This is a genomic window from Calothrix sp. PCC 6303 (assembly GCF_000317435.1).
In the GTDB taxonomy this organism is placed as follows: domain Bacteria; phylum Cyanobacteriota; class Cyanobacteriia; order Cyanobacteriales; family Nostocaceae; genus PCC-6303.
The window spans coordinates 277,217-300,988 of record NC_019751.1 but is presented as its reverse complement, the minus strand read 5'-3'; the positions used below and the strand labels follow the sequence as shown (position 1 = coordinate 300,988).

Below are 23,772 nucleotides of genomic sequence, written 5' to 3'. Positions count from 1 at the left end.
GAAAAAATGGCTATAACTTAACAAGAATGTATAGCTACAACTCAAGCTAGATAAAGGTTTATGGATTTTTAAATATACCAAATCTGTGAGAGAATACAAGTAAAATAGCCATAAATTAAATTTTCGGTGCTCGCTATGAAGTTTTCCGTAGAGCAAATTCTGAATTTACCAGGGATAAAAGTATTAAATTGTCAAGATATTGAAGGCTTAGGATTAATCATAGAAATACAAGTTGACTCCAAATCTTCTAAATGTCCAAGATGTGGTAAAGCTAGTCATAGTATACATCAGCATCATTGGCGTAATATTAAAGACTTGCCATGGAGTAATCAGCAAGTAATATTAAGAATTGATCGTCGTCAATTTAGGTGCAAAAATTGTCAAAAATTATTTAGTGAGGATTTAGATTTTGTCGATAAACAACGAGGATATACTAAAAGATTTGCAATAGAAATAGTGAAACAAGTGTTAGACAGTAACATTCGTAGTGTTGCAGAGAGAAATGATTTAAGTGAATCAGAAATTCAATCGATGCTAGATTCTTTAGAATCAGATATCAGTTTTGAGACAAGTGAAATAAAGCGTCTAGGTATAGATGAAATTTCTTTAATTAAAGGTCAAGGTAATTATTTAGGAGTATTGGTAGATTTAGACAGAAGAAAACCAATTGATATTGTTGAGTCACGTCGTCAATCAGAAATGACTCAAGCTTTGCAGAGTATGGGCAATGAGGTTTTAGAGCAAATTGAAGAAGTTAGTATAGACTTGTGGAAACCATATAAAAGTTTAGTCAAAGAGTTGATGCCAAATGCAGAAGTAACTATTGATAGATTTCATGTAATGAAACAGGTAAATGATGAATTAGATGCAGCGCGTAAACAGCAAAAAAAAGAAGCAAATTCCCTCAAGAATAAATTAGATAGAGATCGAATATTGGCGGGATTATTAAAAAGTAAATATAGCTTGTTGAAAAACGAAGATTCTTTAAATGAGACTCAAAAAGAAAAGCTAAAAGCAGTTCAAAATGTATCTCCAACTCTATCAAAAATGCACGAGTTAAAAGAGAAATTCAGAAATATATTTAACACTGCTGAATCATGGGGCGATGGGGTACTAAAATTATTAGATTGGATGTATGATTCGAGTTTATACTTTCCGAAAACTATTAGAACAATTTTTAGATGGTTTGGAGATATAGTTGGTTATTTTGAACAAAGAACAACTAGTGGCACTGTAGAAGGAATTAATAATAAGTTGAAGCTAGTCAAAAGATTAGGATATGGTTTCCGTAATTTCGCAAATTTTAGATTACGCTGCTTATTATCTTGGCACTTTAGTGTTAAATTTCCATAAGGGGATCGGTAGAACCACAAATCCTAGCTATTTAGACCAGCCTTTTTTAGGAAAAGCAATCGCTAAAAGACTAACTTACTTTACTGTTATGTATGATGGGAGTAATGCTTGGATTATTGATGGCGGTGCAATTCATGGTATTATTTCTACCCAGGGAAATCAAAATACCAGATTAGCTATTTTCCCTATAGATTTAGAAGATATTAGCCAATTGGAAAATGCGATCGCAGTGGCTGAAGTCACGGAAGTTTTGCCGCAGTCTAGTAGAATTAATATATCTGGGGAAAGAGAAGAGTTAAACAGAGAGTTAATTTATAAAGCTGTAATTACTTATCTTCCAGTAGCTTTTCTCCAGGTTTATATTGAAGGGGATACGTCAGGAGTTAGTTTTGCACATCAAGCTATCCAAACAGCTAGTTTTGGGGAAAATGCTTCGCTGTATATTTGTGGAGTTGATAATTCCTACGAAGCTGATTTTTACCTCAAAGCTATCAATGATGAATATCAGATTATTCGTGCTAGCGATAACTATCAGGTAATATCTCCAATATCGGGTTTTACTATTGAGAGTGCATTACAAGCAATTTATTTTTTAGAACATATTGCACGATGGAGAAATATTGCTTCTATTACAAGTCCTGCAAATAGTTTGATTCCAGCTAATGCGGTAAAAGTAAAGTTTTATCTCCAAGATGTAGAAACTTATGAAGTTCAGGATTATCAGCTTTCATTGACATATAAAGTTCAAGACGACACATTAAAACCTCCAGCAATACAAGTTAAATTAATTAATACAAGTGATATAACACTTTACTCTGTCTTACTAAATTTAACTGAGCTTTTTGCCATAACAGCAATTCCTTTTGCTGGGGGTTGTACTGGAATTTGGCTAGAACCAGGAGAAGAGACATGGGTTTTAGAAGGGAAATATATTCCTATATCTATACCAATTAACTTTCAACGACGTGGAGTTAGAGAATATAAAGATATCCTGAAATTGATAGTGAGTACGAGTGAATTCGATGCTAATTTACTAGCACAAGATAATATTGAAAACCTCAATAGACGTTCTTCTCGCTCTAATAATATTGGAGAAGGTAATTGTCTTATTCAACAAATCCAAATGCGTGCGATCGCACCTTGTCCAGATGAAACGGAACAATCAACAATCTTAGATGATTGGGTAACTAATGAGATTCTGGTTGTAACTACAATACCCAGAAATATTAATTTACAGCTACCCGAACATCAAATATTAAATCAAAGTTCAAAATCACTCCCGGCAAATAATATGTCCACAGATTCCAGGGGATTCAAGTATTCACAATTGATGGTGGCTATTTCTCTTATTTTTATTTTGATGCTAGTGGGAACTGTAAGTTGGGTAATCATCCAGAGAGGAAAACAAGATAAACAAAAGGCATTTCATCATCATACTCTGATAAGTAAATTAGCAGTAGGAAAGACAAAGAATGTAAATTTAATATTTATTCATGAAGCTTTTATAAAGATTATATATTCTACGTGTGGATAAATATTTTGCATAACATAATATTTTTGTAAAACAATAGTTCTTTGGATAGAAAATAAATGAACTTTTCGTAATTCTCAATTGATTTATCTCAACATCTAATCGCTAAAACATTTACTAAATACTATTTGGTTTCTCGATACCAGTCATAGAATATTCATTAGGAGTTGTCATGGTTGCACTTTTATGTCGTCCTCAAGAACGAGTATTCCCTTCCATCTCTGCAAACCTCTACAGTTTGAGTTGCGATCGCGCAGATTTAACTACTGAACAGCAAGCAGCTTGTAAGCTTCTGAATTTGATTGAGCAAAAATATTCTGGTTCCCGTCTTGATGTTTTAGGTCGTTTTGGGCATTTGTTGCGTCAGCATCAACAAGCGATCGCATCTGAATTGGAATCAAAATGGCAGCGGGCTGATTTTTTCTGGCGTGAAGTTCAAGTAGAGTTGAAGAACTTAGTTGCAGAACGCGAAGTCTGGCAAGATTTAGCGTTAACTGTAGCTGGTGGTCATTCTGAAGCAATAATAATGAATAACCCGGTAAAACTGCGTCAGCTTTTACTACACGAGTTATTTATCGATACTCACTGCGCTTTTTATAATGGTTTGATACAGAATGTAACAAAGCCATCTTGGAATGAGCGTGCTTTTGTTCACATTGACTATATCCAGCAGCTATTGGAGTTGTCTGTCATTGATGGAGAAGAAGTCAAAAATCTCCTAGCAGAAGCTTGGCAGACGCGAATTAATGCCTGTAAAGAAGCAAAAAAATGGCAATTAGCGATTAAATACTGTCAGCAACGCTTAAAATATTTACCTCATAATATCGATTTTCAAGATGAACTAGCAGAGATTCACTACTTAGCCGCTTTGGAACATGTGACAAATGAAAATGTACAAATATACCATGCAAGTAACATCAAATATTTAAAGAAGGGTATAAATCAATTAGAGAAATATCTGAAGAAATATCCTTATAGTTTGAAAAATTTTGAGATGTTAAGTTTCCTCTACCGCTTGCGAGCAGTGAATTTAGCGAGAAACGAACAACTAGCTGAAGCGCTGGTTTGTGGAGAAAAAGCCATTACTTACAATCCTTACTCTGAACAAGCTGTTGCTACTCGCAATGAACTAATCGATATAATGGAGCAGCTTCAACAGCAAATGAATCAACTTTTAGCTCCAGTTGAAAATAATTCTCGCTCGTTTAGTGCTGAGTCAGCAGTTGTTTTTACTGTGGGTTTATTGATTAATCCATTAGGAACATTAATATCATCTGCAAACAATAATACTTCTCAGCTCAATGAAAAAGGAGAAAAGCTATTAGCAGAAGCAAAACAAGGCTTTATACCAATAAATGCATATATTGATTCTGAGGAAAAGAAAGAAACAGAAAATGCATTTTTTGCAGCACAAGCAATTTATCTTTGGCATCAAATTGGACTACTAGAACCAAGTGACGGATGGCTGAAATTTGCTGAGGAGAAGGGAGGGAAAAATGCAATTGAATCTACTGGTAACTTAATAAATACGGCACTTCAATTACAGGAAGCTGTTCATAGCCTACTACAAGAAGTACCTCAAGCTAAAGAAGCAATACAACCAGCTTGGAAAAAACTGGTTGAGACAAAGCCAGATTTAGCAGATTTAGATTCCGCATTGATTTGTGATTATTTAAAACATATCCTATTTGGGGAAGAGAGGGAACATAATATTTTTGTGGCTACCTCTACAGGGAATGTGCAAGCAACTCAGGTACTTACACCTGTATCAACAAAAGGGAAATTTAGTATGGAACCTTTTATTCCCTGGGTTTTAAGTTCCCAAGATAAACGAATTAAAATTCAGGCAGTATTAGCAGGTATTTTAATTCTTGCTTCTGGCTTCGTTATGATGCGAGAAAAAACAACATTTGTAGTTAGAAAGACAGCTTTTCAACAAATTTTAACAGCAAGTCAAGTACAAAATGATCAAGCGGTGCTCAAAGCATCTAAAAGTTTCTTTCAAAATGGTTCTATTTTTAATAAAGATGAACGAGCTACAGAGATTAAGGAACTTTTTACAGAGTCTTTATTGCGTTGGTTTCCTCAACAATCATCTGGAGAAAAATTGACACTGGAACAGGAAGAATATCTGCAACTTCACAAACAACTACAGAAGGATTTTCCTGATAATCAAGAGAATCAGTAATCACAGAATACAGAAAATATCAACTCTACAAACAATTACCGAAAATATAAACATAGAAGGAGCAAGTCATGAGAAAAATTATTGACGTATTAGGCATTATTAGTATCGCAGTCTCACCCATTGTTTTAGGTGTTGCGTATGCTCAGACTAGTGTTCCGTCTATTGCTAGACCAGTAGAAAGCACAACTGAGAAAAATTTTCCTCTCAATCAGCCTCAAGAAGTAACTTTCGAGTTAAATGAAAAATTAGCCGAAACTCAAAATTTAAATAATCCTGAAAATTCAGCTACAGAAAAAGAAGAACAATTACGTGACTGGTTATTATTAACAGTTCTTTCCGGCAAAGGACTTTCTACTCAAGAAATTAGCAGAAGTATCCATGATATTTCTATTATTCGATATGATTTTATGAGGTCTATGGCTAATGCCAAACTCGAGTATGGTGCTACTCGTTCTCGCCACATTGGTAATGGGAGATTAGTTGCGCTTGTTCCTAAAAACCAATCATCAGAAGAACGCAAGAAAGACCTTGCAGAAATTGCAGACTATCACCGTAAGGATATCGGTATAAAACCAAAGGTAATTGAAGTATTTGAATATGATATATCTGCTAATCAACAACTAGCCCAAATTACTAGACGTGGGGAAATTGATACAGCTAAAATATTTAGTAATGAGTATGGTTACTACGAAACAACTATAACTAATCAAGACAAACTCAAAGACTTCCTAAGTAAAACAGATGATATAACTTTTACTCAAGTTATTGATTCAGGCTTAGTTTTGGGTGGACGTAAAATTTATAGAGGCAAAGATAGCCCAAAATATCAAGTCCTTAAAGTAGAAGATATTGCTGCACTATACCAAGCACGTCAAGACATAGATAAAAAATCAAATGATTTTTACGAAAGTGATTTTTACAAAAATTGGTCTAAAAAAACAAAAAACTTATCGGGTGATGAACTCGAAAATGCTAAAAAACCAATGCGTGAAGAAGCACGCAAAAACAGAATAGTAGATGGTAGTGGTTTTTCTTTAGATTGGGAGTATAACTACCCAGGATTGGAAAAAGCTTTAGACGAAGCAATACCATTACTGAAAAAAATAAAAATAGATGGGAAAGCTGTGATTAATGAACAGGATATTAAAAAAGCCAAAAATGGCTTATCACGTAAAGATGCAGAAGATTATTTTAAATTAGTTGACAAAATAGAAAGTGTGTGGGTATCAGAAAAAGATAAAATATTCAAACAAGGAGAAATAGCAACAGAAATTCAAAAGGAAATCAAAAGTTATCAGGAAAAAGAGAAAAAAAATCAAGAATCTATTAACAAGCAAATAGAAGTATATAAAATTGAAAGGGAGAACATATCAAATTCTGCTTTATCGCCTGAAGAAATCAATTCAAAGATTATTGAATTAGACATTATTATCCAAGAACTGGAAGCTAAACTAGCAGAAGATAATACCCTAAAAAAATCATCTGAGAAAGCAGAACAAAAAACAAATACACGGCTTAATTATGAATACAAAATTAATAATTTGTTAGCATCGAAAAAGAATAATGGCTTTCAATTTGCACGCTATGACGGTGACTTAATCAGAGGAACAGAAGTGGGCATGACCCTTTTCTACACAGATTTGTTAATGAAAATTTTTGACTTTAATTTTGAGAAGGCAACTGAAGAAACAGGTATTAAAGGTTTTAGATCAAGTACTCAAATTCCCACTTCGCCAATTTATAAATCAGATAGACAAAAAGAACAGTTTGTTCGGCTTTGGTTTGACCCAAATGAAAGTGGTTATAGCAGCAACAAAGTAGACATGAATATAGTTTTTTCTCGTCATGCTACACATATTAAAGCACTTGCTTCCAACGATTCTAAATCAAAGAATGAGGTTACAGCACCTCCCGATACAACTGCCTTTATTAATTGGTGGAATAATCATTATGAAGAAGTTGCTCGATATGAGCCACAATTTGAGCGACTTAATCAAATTATGAAGTGGAACTTAATAATTAATATTTTAAGTTGTTTTCAAGATACAAGTTGTCAAAAGTCAGAAAACTTTTTGCAATCTGATCCTTTAGACTTTTTAAAATCAATTGAGGTTAATAGAGATAATGATAGCTTCCTAAATTGGGCTAAAAAGCAAGGTAAAAATTTGAAATTTAAAAAATGGAGTCAAATTACATTTATTCCAGAAGGCTACAATGATAGAGGTAAAAAAACGGATAAGTTAAAGTTTCTAGACTCGGAAAAAATTGATGAGCGTTATGGTAAATCATATCCTAGTCTTTACGGAGGCGTTTCTCTTGGTAATAAAATGGATTTTGCAGATAGCATATCTTTACCGAAGGATAATCCATTGGACGATATTGCCTTAAGGTCTAATATAAATCCTCAGAAAACTCTTGCTTACAAGCAAGAAGTTAAACCTCAAAAGGGTGAATTAGCACTTAAAACTTCTGAAGAGACTAATATCATAATTAAGCCTCTAGGTCAAAAAACTAGTTCAATTATAACTGAACCCAAAGCAGGAACAAAAATTCGCAATCTAGATGCAGAATTAAACCAGTTTTCTAAATTCAAAGCAGTCCCTACACAAACATCAAACAATGGGCTAAAACTGACAACAAGATTAGAAGATGCCAAAGGAATTAGTGCTGAGTTTGGCGAACTGAATATTACCAAAACCAAAAATGGCTTTAAAACAGCTTTTGAAAGTCTAGATATTGACACAGGCTATTCGTTAGCTTCTGATCTTAGCAAGCATAATGGTGATATTCCATCTTTTATCGCTTCAAAAAGTGATGTTTTTCCTTTCAGATATTCACCATCCCAACCTAATGATATCTACGTCAAACTACCAAACTCTAATAAATCGTTAAAACTGAGCGAAGGAAGCGGAGGTGGAAACGGTTTACCACCCTCAAAATCAATGATGACTGTTGCAGAACCAGGTAAAAATTCGAGAATCATTAATGTAGATATTGTAGATGAAGCTCAAATACCGGGAAATGCACAAAGGTTCGGAAAAGGAGTAGATTTTCCAGAAGAAGGATTTAATCCTAGTCAAAAAGCTCAGAAACTTTCTGAAGACCCAATGGCATTTGTTCTATCTAGAAAATTAGACTTACAGTCCCGAATAAAAAATATGGTTCTTCGGTACTTGTTATGCTAAAAGGTTAAGCTAAAGCATAAAAATCTCTAAATAATTACATTGAAATATAGTTTTAAAGCTTTGCTAGCTTGACAGGTAGACATTATTTGTTGTTTTCTATAAAAACAACAAAAATAATTTTTACTATATCTGATAACCATGACTCAGAAAAGAAGTATAAAAGTTCTGACAGAACTTCTGGATTTAAAAGATATAAAAGTCACTTCACAGCGCATTTACAATGGAATTGGGATTATTTTACAAACTGAGTCAACAAAATCATACAGTATTTGCCCTCATTGTGGGACAAAAAGCGAAAAATTACATCAAAACCATAGCCATATTATTAAAGACTTACCTTTTAGTGAGAAGCCAGTATTCTTAGAAGTAAATAGACGACAATTTAAGTGTTATCAGTGTCAAAAACCATTTAGTGAGGAATTGTATTATGCAAAAAAGAAGAGGACTTACACAAATCGACTAGCACAAAAAATAATACAAGATGTTTTAGAAAGTGATATTCATAGTGTCGCATCAAAAGGCATTGTCACAACTGAAGAGATAGAACGAATGTTAAAGGATGCATCGGAAGAATTATGTGATTCCAAACCATCAAACTTAAAAAGGCTTGGAATTGACGAAATTGCTTTAGTCAAAGGCAAAGGTGATTACTGTGCAGTATTAGTAGACTTAGATGCATCTAAATTACTTGCGATTTTGAATGGAAGAACACAAGATAAAATCAAAGAAGCTCTTTCTGGATGGGGATTAGAAGTCTTACAGCAAATAGAAGAGGTCAGTATTGATTTGTGGCAAGGTTATAAAAACTTAGTTATGGAATTAATGCCCAATGCCCAAGTAGTTGCAGATAGATTTCACGTTATGACACAAATAAACAAAGAACTAGACACGCAAAGAAAAAGGGAAAGAAGAAGTATTGAAGAGCAAATCAAAGAAACCAAGTCAGAATCAGAAAAAGCTGAGTATGAAATCATTTTAGCTGGCTTGAAAAATAGTAAATATTCCTTACTTAAGAATGAAGATAATTTAACTGACGAACAAGTAGTAAAGCTCAGAGAAGTTAAAAGAGTATCTCCAGTTTTGAAAGAAATGCATGATTTTAAAGAAAAAATTAGAAAAATATTTAACCTGACTGATCATTGGTACACAGGAGTTTTTAAGCTAGGAATGTGGTTGTCAAAAGCAAAGAAATACTTTCCTCGTAGCAATAATACTATTATTCGCTGGTTTGATGAAATTATCGCTTATTTTGATAATGGAACAACAAGTGGAACAGTAGAAGGAATTAATAATAAACTTAAGCTGATAAAACGCTCTGGATATGGATTCAGAAATTTTCAAAATTTCAAGATTAGATGCTTGTTAAATTGGACTTAGTTCATTAGTATGGCATAACAAGTACCGAAGAGCCAAAAATATTAATTCAGCACTGAGAAATGGAAATTATGGCAAAGCCGAAAAATTCATTAATGAATCCATAAAACTACACGCTTCAGACCCGCAATTAATGTTGCAAAAAGCTGTAGTAGAGCAACGTCTAGGCAGATTAAATATAGAAATCGTTACTTCAAAAGGTGCGACACCCATAAGGCAAAGCTTCTTTGATGAAATTAATAATCGCAACTTCAGGAGAATTGAAACTGATACAGAGTTTATCTATGTTCAAGATTCTCCTAGCTTGAATAATTTAGATACTACTAAACCAATTGAACAGAGTATTTCTTCAGGTTCAGGAGGTAGACTTTACAAACTCCAACCTGGAGAACTTGGTGCAGTACCAATTAGTCAAAGTGGTTTTGGTGATGTAAGCGCTTCTAGTCACACTTCAACCCAATTCAAAGGCACTAACATTGCAAATTCGCTAAAAAATCGATCTCAAAACTCAGACTCGAATACTGAATGTAAAAATCAACCAGCAGAAGGAGAAAACCAAAATCCTAATTGTTCCCCCGAAAAGTTGGAAAAACCTGTCTATGTAGTGACTGAATCATAGATAAAAATAAACTACCTAAACCCAGCTAGGATAAAACGCTGGGTTTTTATCTCATCCAATACTTAAAACAAAAAATCGGCAATAACATCAAACGGGGTGATATTTTGTCATACGACAACTTTGACGAACTGGAAGCTGCTTTTACAATAGCTCAAACAAAATGGCAACAAGGCAATTTATTCGCAGCTTACGATGATTTATGCGAAATTTTTACCTATCGACTTTTAAATTCCCAATTAATTGATGCAGATTTAAAAGTTATCCAGTCCCTCGCTGATTTAGCTGGTATTTTAGGTGAATTTCAAGTAGCAGATGACTTACTTTGTGGTGCAGTTGGTTTATATCAAAAAGCAAACAGCGAACCATCAGCTGATTACGCAAACCTCAGACGCATTCACTTATCCCTAGATCGAGGAAGCTTATACCAAGCACAAAAATTATTACAAGAAATGGCTCCACGCATTGGTGATATTGATGACATACAGTTTTCTGATTCAGGATTATTACAGTGGGAAAACCGTTGCATTTGGCGCAATGCAGACTCCAACGACAGAACTGTATTATTTACCGAATTATACCTGGTGATGGGGCGCTTACTGAGTGCATTAGGGCAATATGGTGAGGCATTAAAAGGACTACAAAGGGGTTTATTTCATGCTCAAGGAGAGAAAGCACCCGATTTAGCAAAGCAAACATTACTACCATTAAAAATGGCGATCGCATCAGCATATCTGGAAAAAGGGGATTTTGAACAAGCCGATAATTACCTATCCCTGCTCAAGGAACCATGCGATCGCTCTCAACACTTAGAGTATCAAATTCGTTGGTTGGAGCTATCGGGTAAACTCCATCTGCTGTGGGGAAATTTGGGTGCAGGACTAAAACAATTTCAGCAAGTTCAAGAAAAATGCACAATCATGCGATCGCCACGAGCAGTTTTGCGCTCTAACCTCAATCTTGCCCATATTTTAATTCTCCTCAACCAAACAAGCACAGCCCGACAATATTTAGAAGATACTCAAAATAATGCTCTAAAGATAGGTGATAAAACCCTAGCGGCAAGGTCAGAATTATTACTACAGCTTGCTAGCGCCCGTAGTCGTTCCTTGGTAACAGCAAGTCCCACAAGCATGTCAGTAGTGGATATGCGTAAACCAAAATACCACAAGCAAACAGTAGAAAAAATATGGGAATCCCCAGATTTATCAACCCAATCCTCCAATTATTTATCTTGGTTTGAAGACCGTGCCTTAGCCTTTCAATGGCATTTAAGTAATCTTAAATTTAAAGATGCTAGCAATTTACTTCAACACATCAAAAAGGTTTTCAAGTCTACTGACTCTCAATTTATCCAAGTACAAATACAGATACTATCAGGAATGTTATCTTACTACCAAGGTACAGAATGTAATGACAGTAAAAAAATTAACCAAGCCCATCAAATTTTAGAAGAAATTTGTCCACAACTAGAGGAAATATCTTTAAAACCAGAACTCTGGCAAGTACAACGGATATTAATTTGGTGTCGCACGCGATTAAATTATCCACTCTCCGAAATTGAGGCTTTAACAACATCAACAAATCAATTACTCGAACAAATGACCTCATCGCTAACACCAGAAGACCAAGTATTTTATTTATTGAATAAATGGACAGCAGATGAAGAATATATAGCAATACAAATAAACCAACTACAGCGCTTACAGGAAAAAATCAGCAAGACCAACTTTGTCCTACGCTCTTGGTTACGCTTAAAATTAATGCAAAAACTAAATGCCTTAGTTGAGCATATCGATCACTATAAAGATGCTTTAGCCAAACGCACGATTAAAAACGAAAGCATCCAAGTACAATTCCTACCTCCAAGTTCACTTTTATCGCGTATTTTAACTCACCCCAAAAATAGACTCACCCTTTCATTTCTGATTTTGCCTGATCGCGTTTTAGTCGTCAAAACCAGTCGATTTTTATTTGATTTTGCGGTTATTTCCACCACCCGCTTAGAAATACGTAATGTCGTCCAACGCTGGTATCAAAACATCCAGAGGATTAACGGTGGTCGAGATATGAACATACTTGGTGATAACGATGACGAGCAACAAACTGGTCAAGAAATTACCGATAACCTCGCAGATATTTTACAACTACCCAAAATATTCGATTGCATACCTAAGCATATCCGAGCATTAACAATAGTACCCGATGACATCTTGCATGGGTTTCCCTTTGCCTCCATTATCTACAAAGGAAAGTATTTAATCGAACACTATGCTCTTGCGATCGCCTATGAATCTAAAAGTAAACCAGCTAAACCTAAACGATCCATACCTTTAAAAAAACAAGCACTTGTTATTGGTATATCCAATGGCAATAGCAAGTTTCGTCATTTACCTGGAGTCAGAAGAGAACTCCAGCATATCAATCAATGGTTAAACCATCATCAAATTAAGCATTTGCAGTTAGAAAATGATAATGCTTGCAAAGCTGCCATTATAGAAACCATATCCAAAGCAAGCCTACTCCACATCGCTTGTCATGGGACTTTTGAGCCAAATCAACCCGATAGCTCAGGACTAGTATTAATTTCCGACTCAGGAGAACAGGAAATTCTCAGTCTCAGGGAACTCTCCGAAATCGACCTAACAAAACTACGCCATGCAACCCTTTCCTCTTGTTGGTCTGCTGACCACTTTATCCTTCCCAGACGGTGGATTATCAGCTTACCAGAAACCCTCTGGCGAGCGGGGACTCAAAGTATTTTGGGTTCCCTCTGGGAAGTAGACGATCGGGTCGCAGTATCCTTTATGACTAGATTTTATTATTACTTAGATAAGTTTCCCAGGGATGAAGCCTTACGTCGTACACAGTTAGATTGTCTTAACCGTTGCTTACCAAATTGTAGAGATGAAATAGCTAATCCTAGCTTTTGGGCTGGCTTTAACTTGTATGGGGACTACCATCCTTTAATGAGAATTTCATTAATAGCTTCTTCTAAAATTGTAGAGACGGGGGGTGATAAGCCAAAAACTTTACGTTCTGCGTATCGTTCTTTACTGGGTATATTTAAGCTGTCTAACAACAAGATTGGATTAACAAAACCACATCGCTCATGACGATTATTATCCCAACTACCTTTTGAGCTACGGTGTAGACATACACACAAGAGGTTAGGCGAACGACTCTCGTCGCGCAAGCTTCGCGCTTCGCATAATAGAGTATCACTGATATGAGATTCCAAATGCTCCCTAATTTGCATCCCTACAGCATACGCCAGCAATGGAGGCACCGAATTACCTATTTCCCGATGAGCATGAAGTATTCCCTCACTGAAATTAAACCAATCGGGGTAACTGTGCAAACGAGCAGCTTCCCTAACTGATATAACCCTTGGTTCAGAAGGATGAATCGGACGTAATGCAGTGCGATTTCCACTACCTGCTCGTAACGTGACACACAAACCATCCCATTCGAGTTTCTTAGCTCTGGATTTAGCTTCCCTCACACCTGGGGGAGTATTGATAAATTGTTGAATTACTTCTGGTGCATGTATAGTCGCTGCAAACCCCGTAATTGTGTTGTTTATTGCATTTGGATTGGGAAATATTTCATCAAGATACCGGGCATATTCTCCCTTTTCCCAATCGGGTGAGGCAACTTGAGTGTTTTGTTTAGGAAGTAGGGGAAATGTTAATAAGTCAGTTATTGCATCCCGAACATTATGCTGTGGGAACTGTTGCGGTGGAACAATCTCATCAAACTTCGATGCCACAAAAAACACCCTTTTTCTAGCTTGGGGAACCCCATAATTTGATGCATTCAGATTCCACTTGGATAGAAAATAATGTTCTTCTAACACCGCTTGTAAATTAGCAGTAATGCAACCAAATTTTTGATTCTCAATTCCCGGCACATTCTCCATGATTGCCGCTAGAGGATTGAGTTCCAGCACCAGCCGAACAAACTCCCTTACCAAACCGTTACGCTCATCTTCAATATTTTGTTGTCCAGCAACGCTAAACCCTTGACAGGGAGGACCACCAAAAACTACATCAATCTCCCCATCCCAATCTGGATACTTTGCTTGAATATGGGCGCGTATTTCTTTTCCTGTTACCTCCCGAATGTCTTTGCACAATATCGTTGCATTGGAGAAATTCTGTTGATATGTAGCCAAGGCAATTGGATTATTATCAATGGCTATGCCTATTTCAAAACCTGCTGATTTTAATCCCAAGTCAAACCCACCCGCTCCAGAAAACAGGCTCACAGCTATCTTTTTCTTGGAATCCAGTTAAAGCAGCTTTATTAAATGTAGCTGATTTGGTAATTCCAAATGTGGGGACATTAGAATGCAGTCCAGTTTTACCCCAAGAAACTGTCATTTTATTACCAGATACTATAGAAAATAGGATTGGCTATGTAGCTATACAGTTTCAGGAAAGCCTAGATTCAGTGCAGCTATTGGGATTTGCACCAGCCGTTGATGAAGTGAATCCGCCTGCACAGCTAGCAGTGTCAGAACTCCAGCCGATTGAGTCTCTCCTTGAGCAAATTACTCGTCTTGAAGTTGCGATCGCTTTTCTGCAAACTGATGACTCGGTGGCAGTACAAGTACGCTCTGTATTAGATAACAAACCTTTATCAGAGATTGTGGCAAAATTTGAGCTTCTTTACCGAACTGGCGATGAATTTGAGTGGCGCTACGCCGGAGGGGAAATATTAGCTGGAGATACTCGCGCTGTTGGTGCTACTCGTGAAACAATTCAGCAAGATGATAGCGAATTACAAGATTTAGCCGAAATGCTATTGGAGAAGTTAGTAGAAATTTGGGGAGATGTTGCGTAGTTTGAGCGGTTGGGAATGATGTATATAACTACCCAAAACATCCAATTGTCATGGCTAAAGGATTCGGTTATCAAAAATCACCAGATTTTACTCAACGCCAAAAAGCTTATTTCAAGCTGATTAAACAGCTACTCAACTGTCCTAGTGGCAGGGAAATGAAGATTCTCAGGAAATACGCACACTTGGTTGATGCTGCGTTTGTAGAAACTTTGGAAATGGTAGCTCAAATCCGGGTTAACCAAGGAGATATTCGTTCTGCTTACTTTTTAAAAAATTTAGCTGATTGGTTGGTTGAAGAACTGGGATTATACATAGATGAGCCTTCAGCAACAGATAATCCTATCAGACCTCCGGCTTTTTTAGGTGAAATATTGTGGGCGATCTCACAAAATAAAGGCAACCCACAAGCCCTTGATCGTCTACTTAAAGCTAACTTAGATCAACTCAATGATAATTTTTATGAACAGTTTAATTACTGGATAAACTTTAGACTACTGAACAACGACTCAATAACAGAACAAGCAAGATTAGTAGGCTTGGGTATCGTTGATTTCTGCACGTTGCTTTGGCAGTTTCCCTTGGGTAACAGGGCAATTAACCTAGAAATTAGCATTACTGGCTTAGAAGCTGCTACCAAGATTTTTCCCCATGAGATTGTCCCAGGAATTTGGGCTAATATCCAATTAAATTTAGCACCGGCTTACCGCCATCGGATTCGAGGAAATCGCGCAGATAACCAAGAAAAGGCAATTGCTGCTTGTAATAATGCCCTGTTTATCTACACCTGCGACGGTTTTCTCCAAGAGTGGGCGAGTCTGCAAAGTAATCTCGGTCTTGTCTATACTGACAGAATTATAGGAGACAAAGCCGAGAATTTGGAAAAGTCAATTTCTTGCTATGAAACTGCTTTAAAAGTTGTTAACCGCGCTCAACTTCCTGAACTTTGGGGTACTCTTCAAAATAATTTGGGGAATGCATACCTTTGTAGAATTCAAGGTGATAAGGCACAGAATTTAGAAAAGGCGATCGCTTGTTATCAAGTCGCGCTACAAGTACGTACACGTTCGGCATCGCCCTATTATTGGGCTAGCAGTCAAAATAACCTCGGTTCTGCCTACGCTCAAAGAATTTTAGGCAATAAACAAAAGAATCTAGAAAAGGCGATTTTGGCATACATTAACGCCTTAGAAATTTACACTATTTCTGATTATCCTGAGCGATGGGCAGGAACTAAAAGTATTCTGGGAAATGCTTATTGGGAAACAGATAAATTTACTGAGGCACTTGAATGTCTTCGTGCCGCCTTACAAGTTTTCACTCCCACCAATTTCCCTAGATATTGCATCACAACTGGATTGACTTTAGGTAAGACAGCTTTGGCTGCTGGCATGAAAGCAGAAGCTTTTGAAGGTTATGCGATCGCCATTGAAGCTGTTGAGCAAAGCTGTCATTGGGCTGGAATTTCTCAGGAACAAGAAATTCTTGCATACACAGAGATGGTGGTTTTTTGTATTACTAATGGGGAACGAGATAAAGCTAGAGAATATGCAGAACGTTCTGGTTATCAACAGGGTTTAAATCTTTTAGATAATAATGAATTTCAACAAATTTACTCAAATTTACAATTCCTTGGGCAGGTATTACAAGTAACTGCTGAAAGCAATGGAGAATCACAAGCTGTATATCAAATACTAGAAAATAACCTGAATAAATTAGATGAACAATTTGTTCAACACTTACAAAAGCTTGTGGATGTTTTCGGACACATATCATCAGGACAATCTCTTCAAATTGCAACAACTATTTTTAGTTTTAGTAATCTGATTCGGGAGTTTCCACAAGGCGATAAAGCAATTAACTTAAGAATTGCTGCTACAGGTTATGAGGTAGCAGCTAGTGTTCTTACTAAGAAAAATTTTCCTGAACAATGGGAACAGATTGAAGATGCGAGCCGCGAACTATTTCAGATTCAGCTATTTGAAGCAGTTTTCAAGAACCTAGACAATAACCTAGAAAATCCTAAAGCTGTTGTATACCCATTACTCGAAGCAAATAAACACAAACTTGATGAACGCTTTGCGACTGTATTGCGTTTGAAGACAGAAGCCATGCTGTCTGAAGCACCGCCAGAATATGCAACAGGACTTGCTGCAAGTCTTGTAGGTTTGAGCCTTCTGATTAAAGAATTTCGACAGGGTAGTGAGGCGAACAACTTAGAGATTGCTATCACAGGTTACGAAATTGCTTCCAAAGTCTTGACTTGCGAAGCTTTCCCAGAACAATGGGGTGTGTGTCAATTTATGTTAGGCAATGCTTACCACCGTCGAATAAAAGGTGAGCAAGCAGAAAACCTGGAACAATCCCTTTCTTACTTGCACAAGGCTTTACAAGTCTGTAACCGTGAACAGTTTCCCGAACTTTGGGCAGAAATTCAAAGTAATCTGGTTATTGCTTATGGCTATCGGATTCGTGGCGATCAAGTAGAGAATGTAGAACTGGCGATTAAGGCAGGTGAAGCTGCCATGCAGGTTTGTAGTCGTGATAGATTCCCTGAACAGTGGGGAAAGATCCAAAACAATCTCGGCATTGTTTACCGCGATGCCTGCGGCGGGCAAAGCCAACGCATTTTAGGAGACAAGGCTGAAAATTTAGAACAAGCGATCGCTTGTTATCAAAATGCTCTTTCCATTCGTACTCGTGAAGACTTCCCAGAACTTTGGGCGCAAACTCAAATGAATCTGGCATCTGCCTATCGCTATAGTAATACAGCAGAAAACGTGGAAAAGGCGATCGCTGCTAATCAATCTGCTTTACAAGTCTATACAAAAGCAGCCTTTCCCACAAATTGGGCAGAAGTACACATGAATTTGGCTAATGCCTATCTTCACCGCTTTCATGGCGATAAAAGCAAAAATTTAGAAAAGGCGATCGCTGCTCATAAAGGAGCTTTACAAGTTTTAACGAAAGAAGAATATCCTCGACAGTGGGCTATGACCTGACTGCCTGACAGAACTCTGAAAAGCCTAGCAAAATCAAGGATTTTAGTAAAAAAGGTCGAGAGACATGAGATGGTAAAGTTACCAGACTTCTACCAAAAAATACCATGTCAAACTCAACCCAACTTTATAGTCAGGTATTAGGATACTTACGTCAATACAGTACCTACCGTGATTTGCGTCATTTAAAAACTCTTGCTTGGATGATTAATGGGCTGATATGTAGTGGTCAGTTAAGTTTGAGCGCATGGGAACCATATGTAGACAGTTATGCCAAACAAGCTCAAAGCTACGAGCGCAGGTGGCATAGATTCCTTGAAAATATAAGGATTAACGTTGAAAAAATATACTTGCCATTGGCATTGTTGGCACTCAAAGACTGGGAAAAACATCGATTGTATTTGGCATTAGATACAACTATGCTTTGGAATCGTTTCTGCATGATTCACATCTCAGTGGTGTGTTGTGGGCGAGCAATCCCTTTATTGTGGAGAGTATTGGAACATAACAGTGCAACGGTTGCATTTAAGGAATACGAGGTGATGCTACGTAAAGCTAGGTGGTTACTACGCCGTGATTCCGATATTATGATACTTGCAGATAGGGGCTTTGCAAATCATGATTTCTTGAGTTGGTTGCAAAAAAGCAATTGGCATTACTGTATACGTATCCCAAGTGATACATGCTTGCATGGAGTTAGACGTTACCCAACACATGTAAAATCAATTTATCCAAATCGAGGACAAGCAGCTTTTTATCGTAACGTTGGACTGTGGCAAGATTGCCTAATTCGCTGTAATTTGGTAGTCGCCTATCCAGAAGTGGTATCCGAGCATTGGGCAGTTGTTACAGACGAAGAGCCAGCTTTAAAAACATTGCATGAGTATGCTTTGAGGTTCTGCGTAGAGGAACTATTTCTGGACAGTAAATCAGGTGCATTTGAACTCGAAGATTCTCGCATTCGTGATGCCGAATCTTTGGAGAGATTGTATTTGATTGCCGCCTTAGCTTTACTTTACAGTACAACCCACGGCATGGCTGTACAAATTGCTGGTTTACGTACTTGTGTTGACCCCCACTGGAATCGTGGTTTAAGTTATCTCAAGATTGGTTTGCGCTGGCTCAAAGGTGTTATTCACAAGGGACGACAATTACTCACCCCAATTCCTTTGTTATCACAAGATCCTCAACCAAGTTTTGCCTCCAATAAAGCTCGTCAAGATGACAATCTCGGAATATGCTTTTCTCGAATTTACTCCTTTAATTCCTGGGTTTGACTGCTTTTCAAACAAATCTGTCAGGCAGTCAGGCTTCCTTGCACAGTGCAATGATTATCAATTTACCTACGGTACATATTCAGTGTGAGTTGCAAAGAAAGAAGGCAAGACGAACTGTAACGGTAGTTTGGAATCCGTTTAGTAAAATTATTGAGCCGCTTCGTTGTGAATTATCTGGAGAACCTGTTTATGATTTTTATTTAGATGATGTGGAAGCTAAAATTATCTCATCGACAGTTTGGAGAAAGTAATTTGGTGGAACTATCTGTTAACCTATTACAGTAGCGCTCATCGGGGTTCTGTATGAAAGTTGAGTCTATCCGGATCAACAACTTCAAGCGTTTTGACAACCTTGAAGTATCCTTCAAAAATCAAACCCTGAACACAATCAGCGAAGCTTGCGCGACGTAAGTCGTTCGCTTTTTGGTTTTGGGGGATAATGGTACTGGTAAAACAACTTTACTCCAAGCGATGTCAAATTGAAATGCCTTCGGCACGCTTCGCAAAGACATTTCGTTTTTTGGCGTTGCATAAGTGCGGGATGAATTAGCGTTGGAACCCATTGAAAAATCGTTGAAAATTTAGTGAAATCATCCCCTGATTCAGCAACGCCCATTTTTTAGTGTAGTTAGGGGAAAGTGGCGAAAAATTTCTGTTAGTGGAGAACTAGGATCGGCAACGCAGCGATATCCATCCAGATTCATTGACAAACTTGAGAAAATGAGTGGAAGAAAGACTTAAGTCCAGCACAGATCCAATTAGTAGAGTTGGAAAATTTCCCGATCGCAGACTACAAAATATGCCTTAGGACAAAGGTTCAAATAGAAACAAAATCATAAGCTAAGGGGGTTGGATTGCTCGGTTCAATCCAATCATCAGAAAATATAGGCTCAAAGGTGCAGATTATTATGGCTGATTTATCTAATTTACGAGTAGCAGTACTAGTAAGCGATGGCTTTGAAGAGACTGAACTGACAGAACCAGTAAAAGCACTTAAAGAAGCTGGTGCAAAAGTAGAAATTCTTTCAAATAAATCTGGAGAAATCCAAGCATTTCGGCATCAGGATAAAGGAACAACTGTAAATGTCGATCGCCTGATAGACCAAGCACAACCAAGCGAGTATGACGCGGTATTATTACCAGGTGGCGCACTCAATACTGATACCTTGAGAATGGAATCAAAAGTACAATCCTTCCTTAAGCAGATGCAGCAAGATAATAAACCCTTTGCAATTATTTGTCACGCAGCTTGGGAGTTAGTCTCTGCTAACTTGGTGCAAGGACGCACCTTAACCAGTTACTATACGATTCAAGATGATATTCGCAATGCTGGCGGTAATTGGGTAGATCGGGAAGTTGTCGTAGATCAAAACTGGGTCACAAGTCGTCAACCGCAGGATATCCCCGCATTCAATCAGGAAATGTTGAAGCTGTTTGCAAAGTTTGCGCCAACAGCATCCAATTTGCGTTAATAATTATCAGTTTTAGAGAGTGAGTAACTGTGGCGATAGTTTTCGCAAAACTCCATTTTTCATTTCTCTGTATAAGTAATTGCCGTCAAGTTTGCGATCGCTACTTTTCTGAATTCACTATCATTCATTGCCAAAATACGTAATTAACAGGAATCTTATGATGTTTAACAGCAAAATACTAACTACCGCTTTAGTGGCAATTACTTTATGGCAATTTGAGGTTGAGGAAAAATAAATGCAAACTAAACAACTTGGTAATTCTGACCTTTACATCACACCTATTGGCTTTGGTGCTTGGGCAATTGGTGGAAGTGGATGGTCTCATGGCTGGGGTTCACAAGATGATACAGAATCAATAAATGCCATTCGACGAGCAATTGACTTGGGCATAAATTGGATTGATACTGCTGCTATCTATGGCTTGGGACATTCTGAAGAAGTAGTAGCTCATGCTCTTAAAGGAGTGTCTGATCGTCCCTATATTTTTAGCAAATGTTCTCAAGTCTTGAACAATAAGGGTGAAGTTAGTACCGTCCTTAAGGCAGATTCTCTGCGGCGAGAAGTTGAAGAGAGTTTACAGCGATTGCAAACTGATGTGATTGACCTTTACCAAATCCACTGGCCCAACGCTGACATTGACGAGGGCTGGACTACGCTAACAGAATTACAGAAACAGGGAAAGATTCGTTATATCGGTGTCTCCAACTTTAATGTGGAGCAAATGCGCCGTATTCAACAAATAGCACCGATTACCTCCTTACAACCACCCTATTCCCTCCTAGATAGAGATGTCGAACAGGAAATTTTGCCATTCTGTCAACAAGAAAAAATAGGTATAATCAACTACTCACCAATGGCATCTGGTATGCTTACTGGTGCAATGACACGAGAGCGTGTGAAAAATTTACCAGATGATGACTGGCGACGACGCAGCCCAAAATTCCAGGAACCGAACCTTTCGCGCAACCTAAATCTAGTTGAATTACTACGCCAAATCGGAGAACTATATGGACGCTCTCCTGGTGAAGTTGCGATCGCATGGACGCTAAGACATCCAGCGGTTACTGGTGCTATTGTTGGTGGGCGCAACGCTAAACAGGTGGAAGGAATCATCGGTGCAGGTGAATTCCGCTTAAGTGATGATGAAATTAAGGAAATCGAAACCTTTTTGAGTACACTATTTTACCAGGTTAGTGTCTAAATAGGACTGTATTTGAGGGCATTTACAAACCTTGGTCATAACTAGTAGTCTGTAAAACTTATCTTGACGGTTAGAGAGACGGGGTAAATTGCTGTCTTCTAAGAAACTTCCACGATTTGGGGCTGTTCAACCAAATCAAATCCAAGGTCTTTGGCTTTTTTCTTGAGGTTACTAATAGCCCGTTGTTTGTATTTATGCTCATAAGAATTAGCACCAGTGTCAACATAAGTGTCTCCATGTTTCCACATGTGGTAAAAAATGCGGGCAAGTTTGTGAGCAGTGGCAGTAATTGCTTTGGGGGCACCAAGTTGAGCTTTTTTACGACGATAGAAAGCACCAGCAGCAGATTTAGAGGAAGCAAGGGATTGAGCAGCAACCCGTAGGGCAGTAGCAGCACGATTAACAACTTTGCGGGTTTTTGAACTGAGGACTTTGCCACCACTAATACGACTACCAGGGCATAAACCCAACCAAGATGTAAAATGTTTAACAGTTGGGAAACGCCCAGGATCAAGCCCAACTTCAGATAGTAGGGTTTGAACAGTTAAAACACCGAAGCCATCGATAGCAGTAAAATCAACACCACTAATACGGTAAAGATGAGAGCGTAAATCAAATTGAGGTGAGTTACCCTTAGTTTTTTTAGTTTTTTCAGGGGGTAAGGGGGGTTTATCTCCATTTTTGTCCTCAAAGCTGCCTAGATACTGCTCAATTTCGATATCGCACAGTTGAATTTGAGCAATATAAATTTCATACAGGTGTAATTCTTGTTTGAGAACAAAAATATGTTCAGTTCGGTAATCTCCTGTCAAGGCTTTCTCAATCTCTGTGATACTGCTTTTAACCCGACAATCTTTCATCGATGCCAATACTTTTGGGTCACGTTCCCCCCCAACTATTGCACGTATTATTTTTAAGCCTGTAATACCTGTAATATCGCTTAGTACTTGATTGAGGTGTAGATTCATCTCTTGAAGAGCTTTTTGCATTCGCAATATATGAGTACTACTACTACGAATCAGATTATCTCGTTGACGGATGTAGCTACGTAAAACACAAATTTGGTCTTCTGGTCTAAATGAACCTGATAACAGCCCATAGGTGTGTAATTGTTGTAGCCACTGACAATCTAGGACATCACTTTTGCGCCCCGGCACTGTCTTGACGAAATGAGCATTTACTAAACGTACTTCAAATCCACTTGTCTCCAATATTTGAAACATCGGAATCCAGTAAACGCTTGTTGATTCCATTGCTACTGTTTTGATTCCGCATTGCTTCAACCAAGTAACCATTGCCTGTAAGTCTGATGTAAAACAGCCAAACCGTCGTACCGACTCACTATCTCTGCCTATTGGTACACTTACCCAATGTTCGCTTGCTCCTATGTCTATACCTGCTGCATTTGGATTGATCAGTTCAAACCCTTTTTGTGAAAACACTTGAGCTTTTTCGCCAACTGATACTTGTTTGTTCTTTCCTTGCTTTTTCATCTCCAAAACTCCAGCAATTAGAAGCATCCTGACCTGGGAATGATTAAAAATTATAATTCTTCTAAGCGGGATAGCAAAATAATTTACTTCACCAATCTCATAATCTCTACTCCCAGAACCACGCTCTACAACGGACTATTAATGCACCATTGACGCTCCGGTTTTGGCTGTCTGAATGCTTCTAACAGCATACCTAAAATTTGTATTTCTATTTTTAAGTTTCTTTAACCCATAACGG

At 37.6% G+C, this 23,772-nt stretch carries 15 protein-coding genes and 1 pseudogene; 13 read left to right on the top strand and 3 right to left on the bottom strand.

Annotated features, from left to right (window positions below):
• Positions 1-135 precede the first annotated feature (135 nt).
• From CAL6303_RS01220 to CAL6303_RS31595, 7 genes and pseudogenes are all read left to right on the top strand, one after another.
• Positions 136-1,353: an ISL3 family transposase gene (locus tag CAL6303_RS01220; protein WP_015196011.1), complete on the top strand. Its 1,218-nt coding sequence runs from the start codon at positions 136-138 to the stop codon at positions 1,351-1,353.
• A complete protein-coding gene (locus tag CAL6303_RS01215; RefSeq protein ID WP_051036588.1) occupies positions 1,280-2,887 on the top strand; it encodes a hypothetical protein in 1,608 nt (535 codons plus the stop codon). Before CAL6303_RS01220 ends, CAL6303_RS01215 begins: the two co-directional genes overlap by 74 nt.
• A gap of 169 nt (positions 2,888-3,056) precedes the next feature.
• Complete coding sequence (locus tag CAL6303_RS01210) at positions 3,057-5,072, top strand: hypothetical protein (protein ID WP_015196010.1); 2,016 nt, start codon at positions 3,057-3,059, stop codon at positions 5,070-5,072.
• 68 nt (positions 5,073-5,140) lie between these two features.
• Entirely contained in the window at positions 5,141-8,257 is a 3,117-nt protein-coding gene (locus CAL6303_RS01205) for a hypothetical protein (RefSeq protein ID WP_015196009.1), read from the top strand.
• A 138-nt stretch (positions 8,258-8,395) separates the two neighbouring features.
• Positions 8,396-9,634, top strand: coding sequence for an ISL3 family transposase (locus CAL6303_RS01200; protein WP_015196008.1), 1,239 nt, complete (start codon positions 8,396-8,398; stop codon positions 9,632-9,634).
• Between the two features lie 130 nt (positions 9,635-9,764).
• Entirely contained in the window at positions 9,765-10,250 is a 486-nt protein-coding gene (locus CAL6303_RS01195; protein WP_015196007.1) for a hypothetical protein, read from the top strand.
• Between the two features lie 449 nt (positions 10,251-10,699).
• Positions 10,700-13,192: pseudogene (locus CAL6303_RS31595) on the top strand (CHAT domain-containing tetratricopeptide repeat protein); the annotation flags it as partial.
• Between the two features lie 11 nt (positions 13,193-13,203).
• On the opposite strand, the gene CAL6303_RS30955 reads toward CAL6303_RS31595, so the two are convergent.
• A complete protein-coding gene (locus CAL6303_RS30955) occupies positions 13,204-14,517 on the bottom strand; it encodes a DNA cytosine methyltransferase (RefSeq protein WP_015196006.1) in 1,314 nt (437 codons plus the stop codon).
• A 53-nt stretch (positions 14,518-14,570) separates the two neighbouring features.
• Here CAL6303_RS30955 and CAL6303_RS01180 point away from each other — a divergent pair, with 53 nt between their 5' ends.
• From CAL6303_RS01180 to CAL6303_RS29705, 4 genes are all read left to right on the top strand, one after another.
• A complete protein-coding gene (locus CAL6303_RS01180) occupies positions 14,571-15,095 on the top strand; it encodes a DUF1822 family protein (RefSeq protein WP_238993754.1) in 525 nt (174 codons plus the stop codon).
• Positions 15,096-15,145: 50 nt separating this feature from the next.
• A complete protein-coding gene (locus CAL6303_RS28285; protein WP_015196005.1) occupies positions 15,146-18,094 on the top strand; it encodes a tetratricopeptide repeat protein in 2,949 nt (982 codons plus the stop codon).
• 104 nt (positions 18,095-18,198) lie between these two features.
• The gene (locus CAL6303_RS30950) at positions 18,199-19,368 is read left to right on the top strand and encodes a transposase (RefSeq protein ID WP_015196004.1); all 1,170 of its coding nucleotides are present in this window, start codon (positions 18,199-18,201) and stop codon (positions 19,366-19,368) included.
• A gap of 50 nt (positions 19,369-19,418) precedes the next feature.
• A complete protein-coding gene (locus CAL6303_RS29705) occupies positions 19,419-19,619 on the top strand; it encodes a hypothetical protein (protein ID WP_238993753.1) in 201 nt (66 codons plus the stop codon).
• Between the two features lie 120 nt (positions 19,620-19,739).
• Here the strand turns inward: CAL6303_RS29705 and CAL6303_RS30140 are convergent, their stop codons facing one another.
• Complete coding sequence (locus CAL6303_RS30140; protein WP_158333118.1) at positions 19,740-19,931, bottom strand: hypothetical protein; 192 nt, start codon at positions 19,929-19,931, stop codon at positions 19,740-19,742.
• Between the two features lie 345 nt (positions 19,932-20,276).
• Between CAL6303_RS30140 and CAL6303_RS01160 the strand changes: the two genes are divergently transcribed.
• Both CAL6303_RS01160 and CAL6303_RS01155 read left to right on the top strand, forming a co-directional pair.
• Complete coding sequence (locus tag CAL6303_RS01160) at positions 20,277-20,840, top strand: type 1 glutamine amidotransferase domain-containing protein (protein ID WP_015196002.1); 564 nt, start codon at positions 20,277-20,279, stop codon at positions 20,838-20,840.
• Between the two features lie 235 nt (positions 20,841-21,075).
• On the top strand, positions 21,076-22,041 hold the full coding sequence (locus CAL6303_RS01155) for an aldo/keto reductase (protein WP_015196001.1): 966 nt from the start codon (positions 21,076-21,078) through the stop codon (positions 22,039-22,041).
• Positions 22,042-22,139: 98 nt separating this feature from the next.
• On the opposite strand, the gene CAL6303_RS01150 is transcribed toward CAL6303_RS01155, so the two are convergent.
• Positions 22,140-23,561 (bottom strand): IS110 family transposase, encoded by a 1,422-nt coding sequence (locus CAL6303_RS01150; RefSeq protein WP_015196000.1) that lies wholly within the window; start codon positions 23,559-23,561, stop codon positions 22,140-22,142.
• Positions 23,562-23,772 lie beyond the last annotated feature (211 nt).

What these genes read in the sequence shown, in the direction of transcription:
- CAL6303_RS01205 (WP_015196009.1), top strand. Translation starts at nt 5,141, where the DNA reads ATGAGAAAAATTATTGACGTATTAGGCATTATTAGTATCGCAGTCTCA.
- CAL6303_RS30950 (WP_015196004.1), top strand. Translation starts at nt 18,199, where the DNA reads ATGTCAAACTCAACCCAACTTTATAGTCAGGTATTAGGATACTTACGT.
- CAL6303_RS28285 (WP_015196005.1), top strand. Translation starts at nt 15,146, where the DNA reads ATGGCTAAAGGATTCGGTTATCAAAAATCACCAGATTTTACTCAACGC.
- CAL6303_RS29705 (WP_238993753.1), top strand. Translation starts at nt 19,419, where the DNA reads ATGATTATCAATTTACCTACGGTACATATTCAGTGTGAGTTGCAAAGA.
- CAL6303_RS01195 (WP_015196007.1), top strand. Translation starts at nt 9,765, where the DNA reads ATGTTGCAAAAAGCTGTAGTAGAGCAACGTCTAGGCAGATTAAATATA.
- CAL6303_RS30140 (WP_158333118.1), bottom strand. Translation starts at nt 19,931, where the DNA reads ATGGGTTCCAACGCTAATTCATCCCGCACTTATGCAACGCCAAAAAAC.
- CAL6303_RS01215 (WP_051036588.1), top strand. Translation starts at nt 1,280, where the DNA reads ATGGTTTCCGTAATTTCGCAAATTTTAGATTACGCTGCTTATTATCTT.
- CAL6303_RS01150 (WP_015196000.1), bottom strand. Translation starts at nt 23,561, where the DNA reads ATGCTTCTAATTGCTGGAGTTTTGGAGATGAAAAAGCAAGGAAAGAAC.
- CAL6303_RS01220 (WP_015196011.1), top strand. Translation starts at nt 136, where the DNA reads ATGAAGTTTTCCGTAGAGCAAATTCTGAATTTACCAGGGATAAAAGTA.
- CAL6303_RS01210 (WP_015196010.1), top strand. Translation starts at nt 3,057, where the DNA reads ATGGTTGCACTTTTATGTCGTCCTCAAGAACGAGTATTCCCTTCCATC.
- CAL6303_RS01200 (WP_015196008.1), top strand. Translation starts at nt 8,396, where the DNA reads ATGACTCAGAAAAGAAGTATAAAAGTTCTGACAGAACTTCTGGATTTA.
- CAL6303_RS01155 (WP_015196001.1), top strand. Translation starts at nt 21,076, where the DNA reads ATGCAAACTAAACAACTTGGTAATTCTGACCTTTACATCACACCTATT.
- CAL6303_RS01160 (WP_015196002.1), top strand. Translation starts at nt 20,277, where the DNA reads ATGGCTGATTTATCTAATTTACGAGTAGCAGTACTAGTAAGCGATGGC.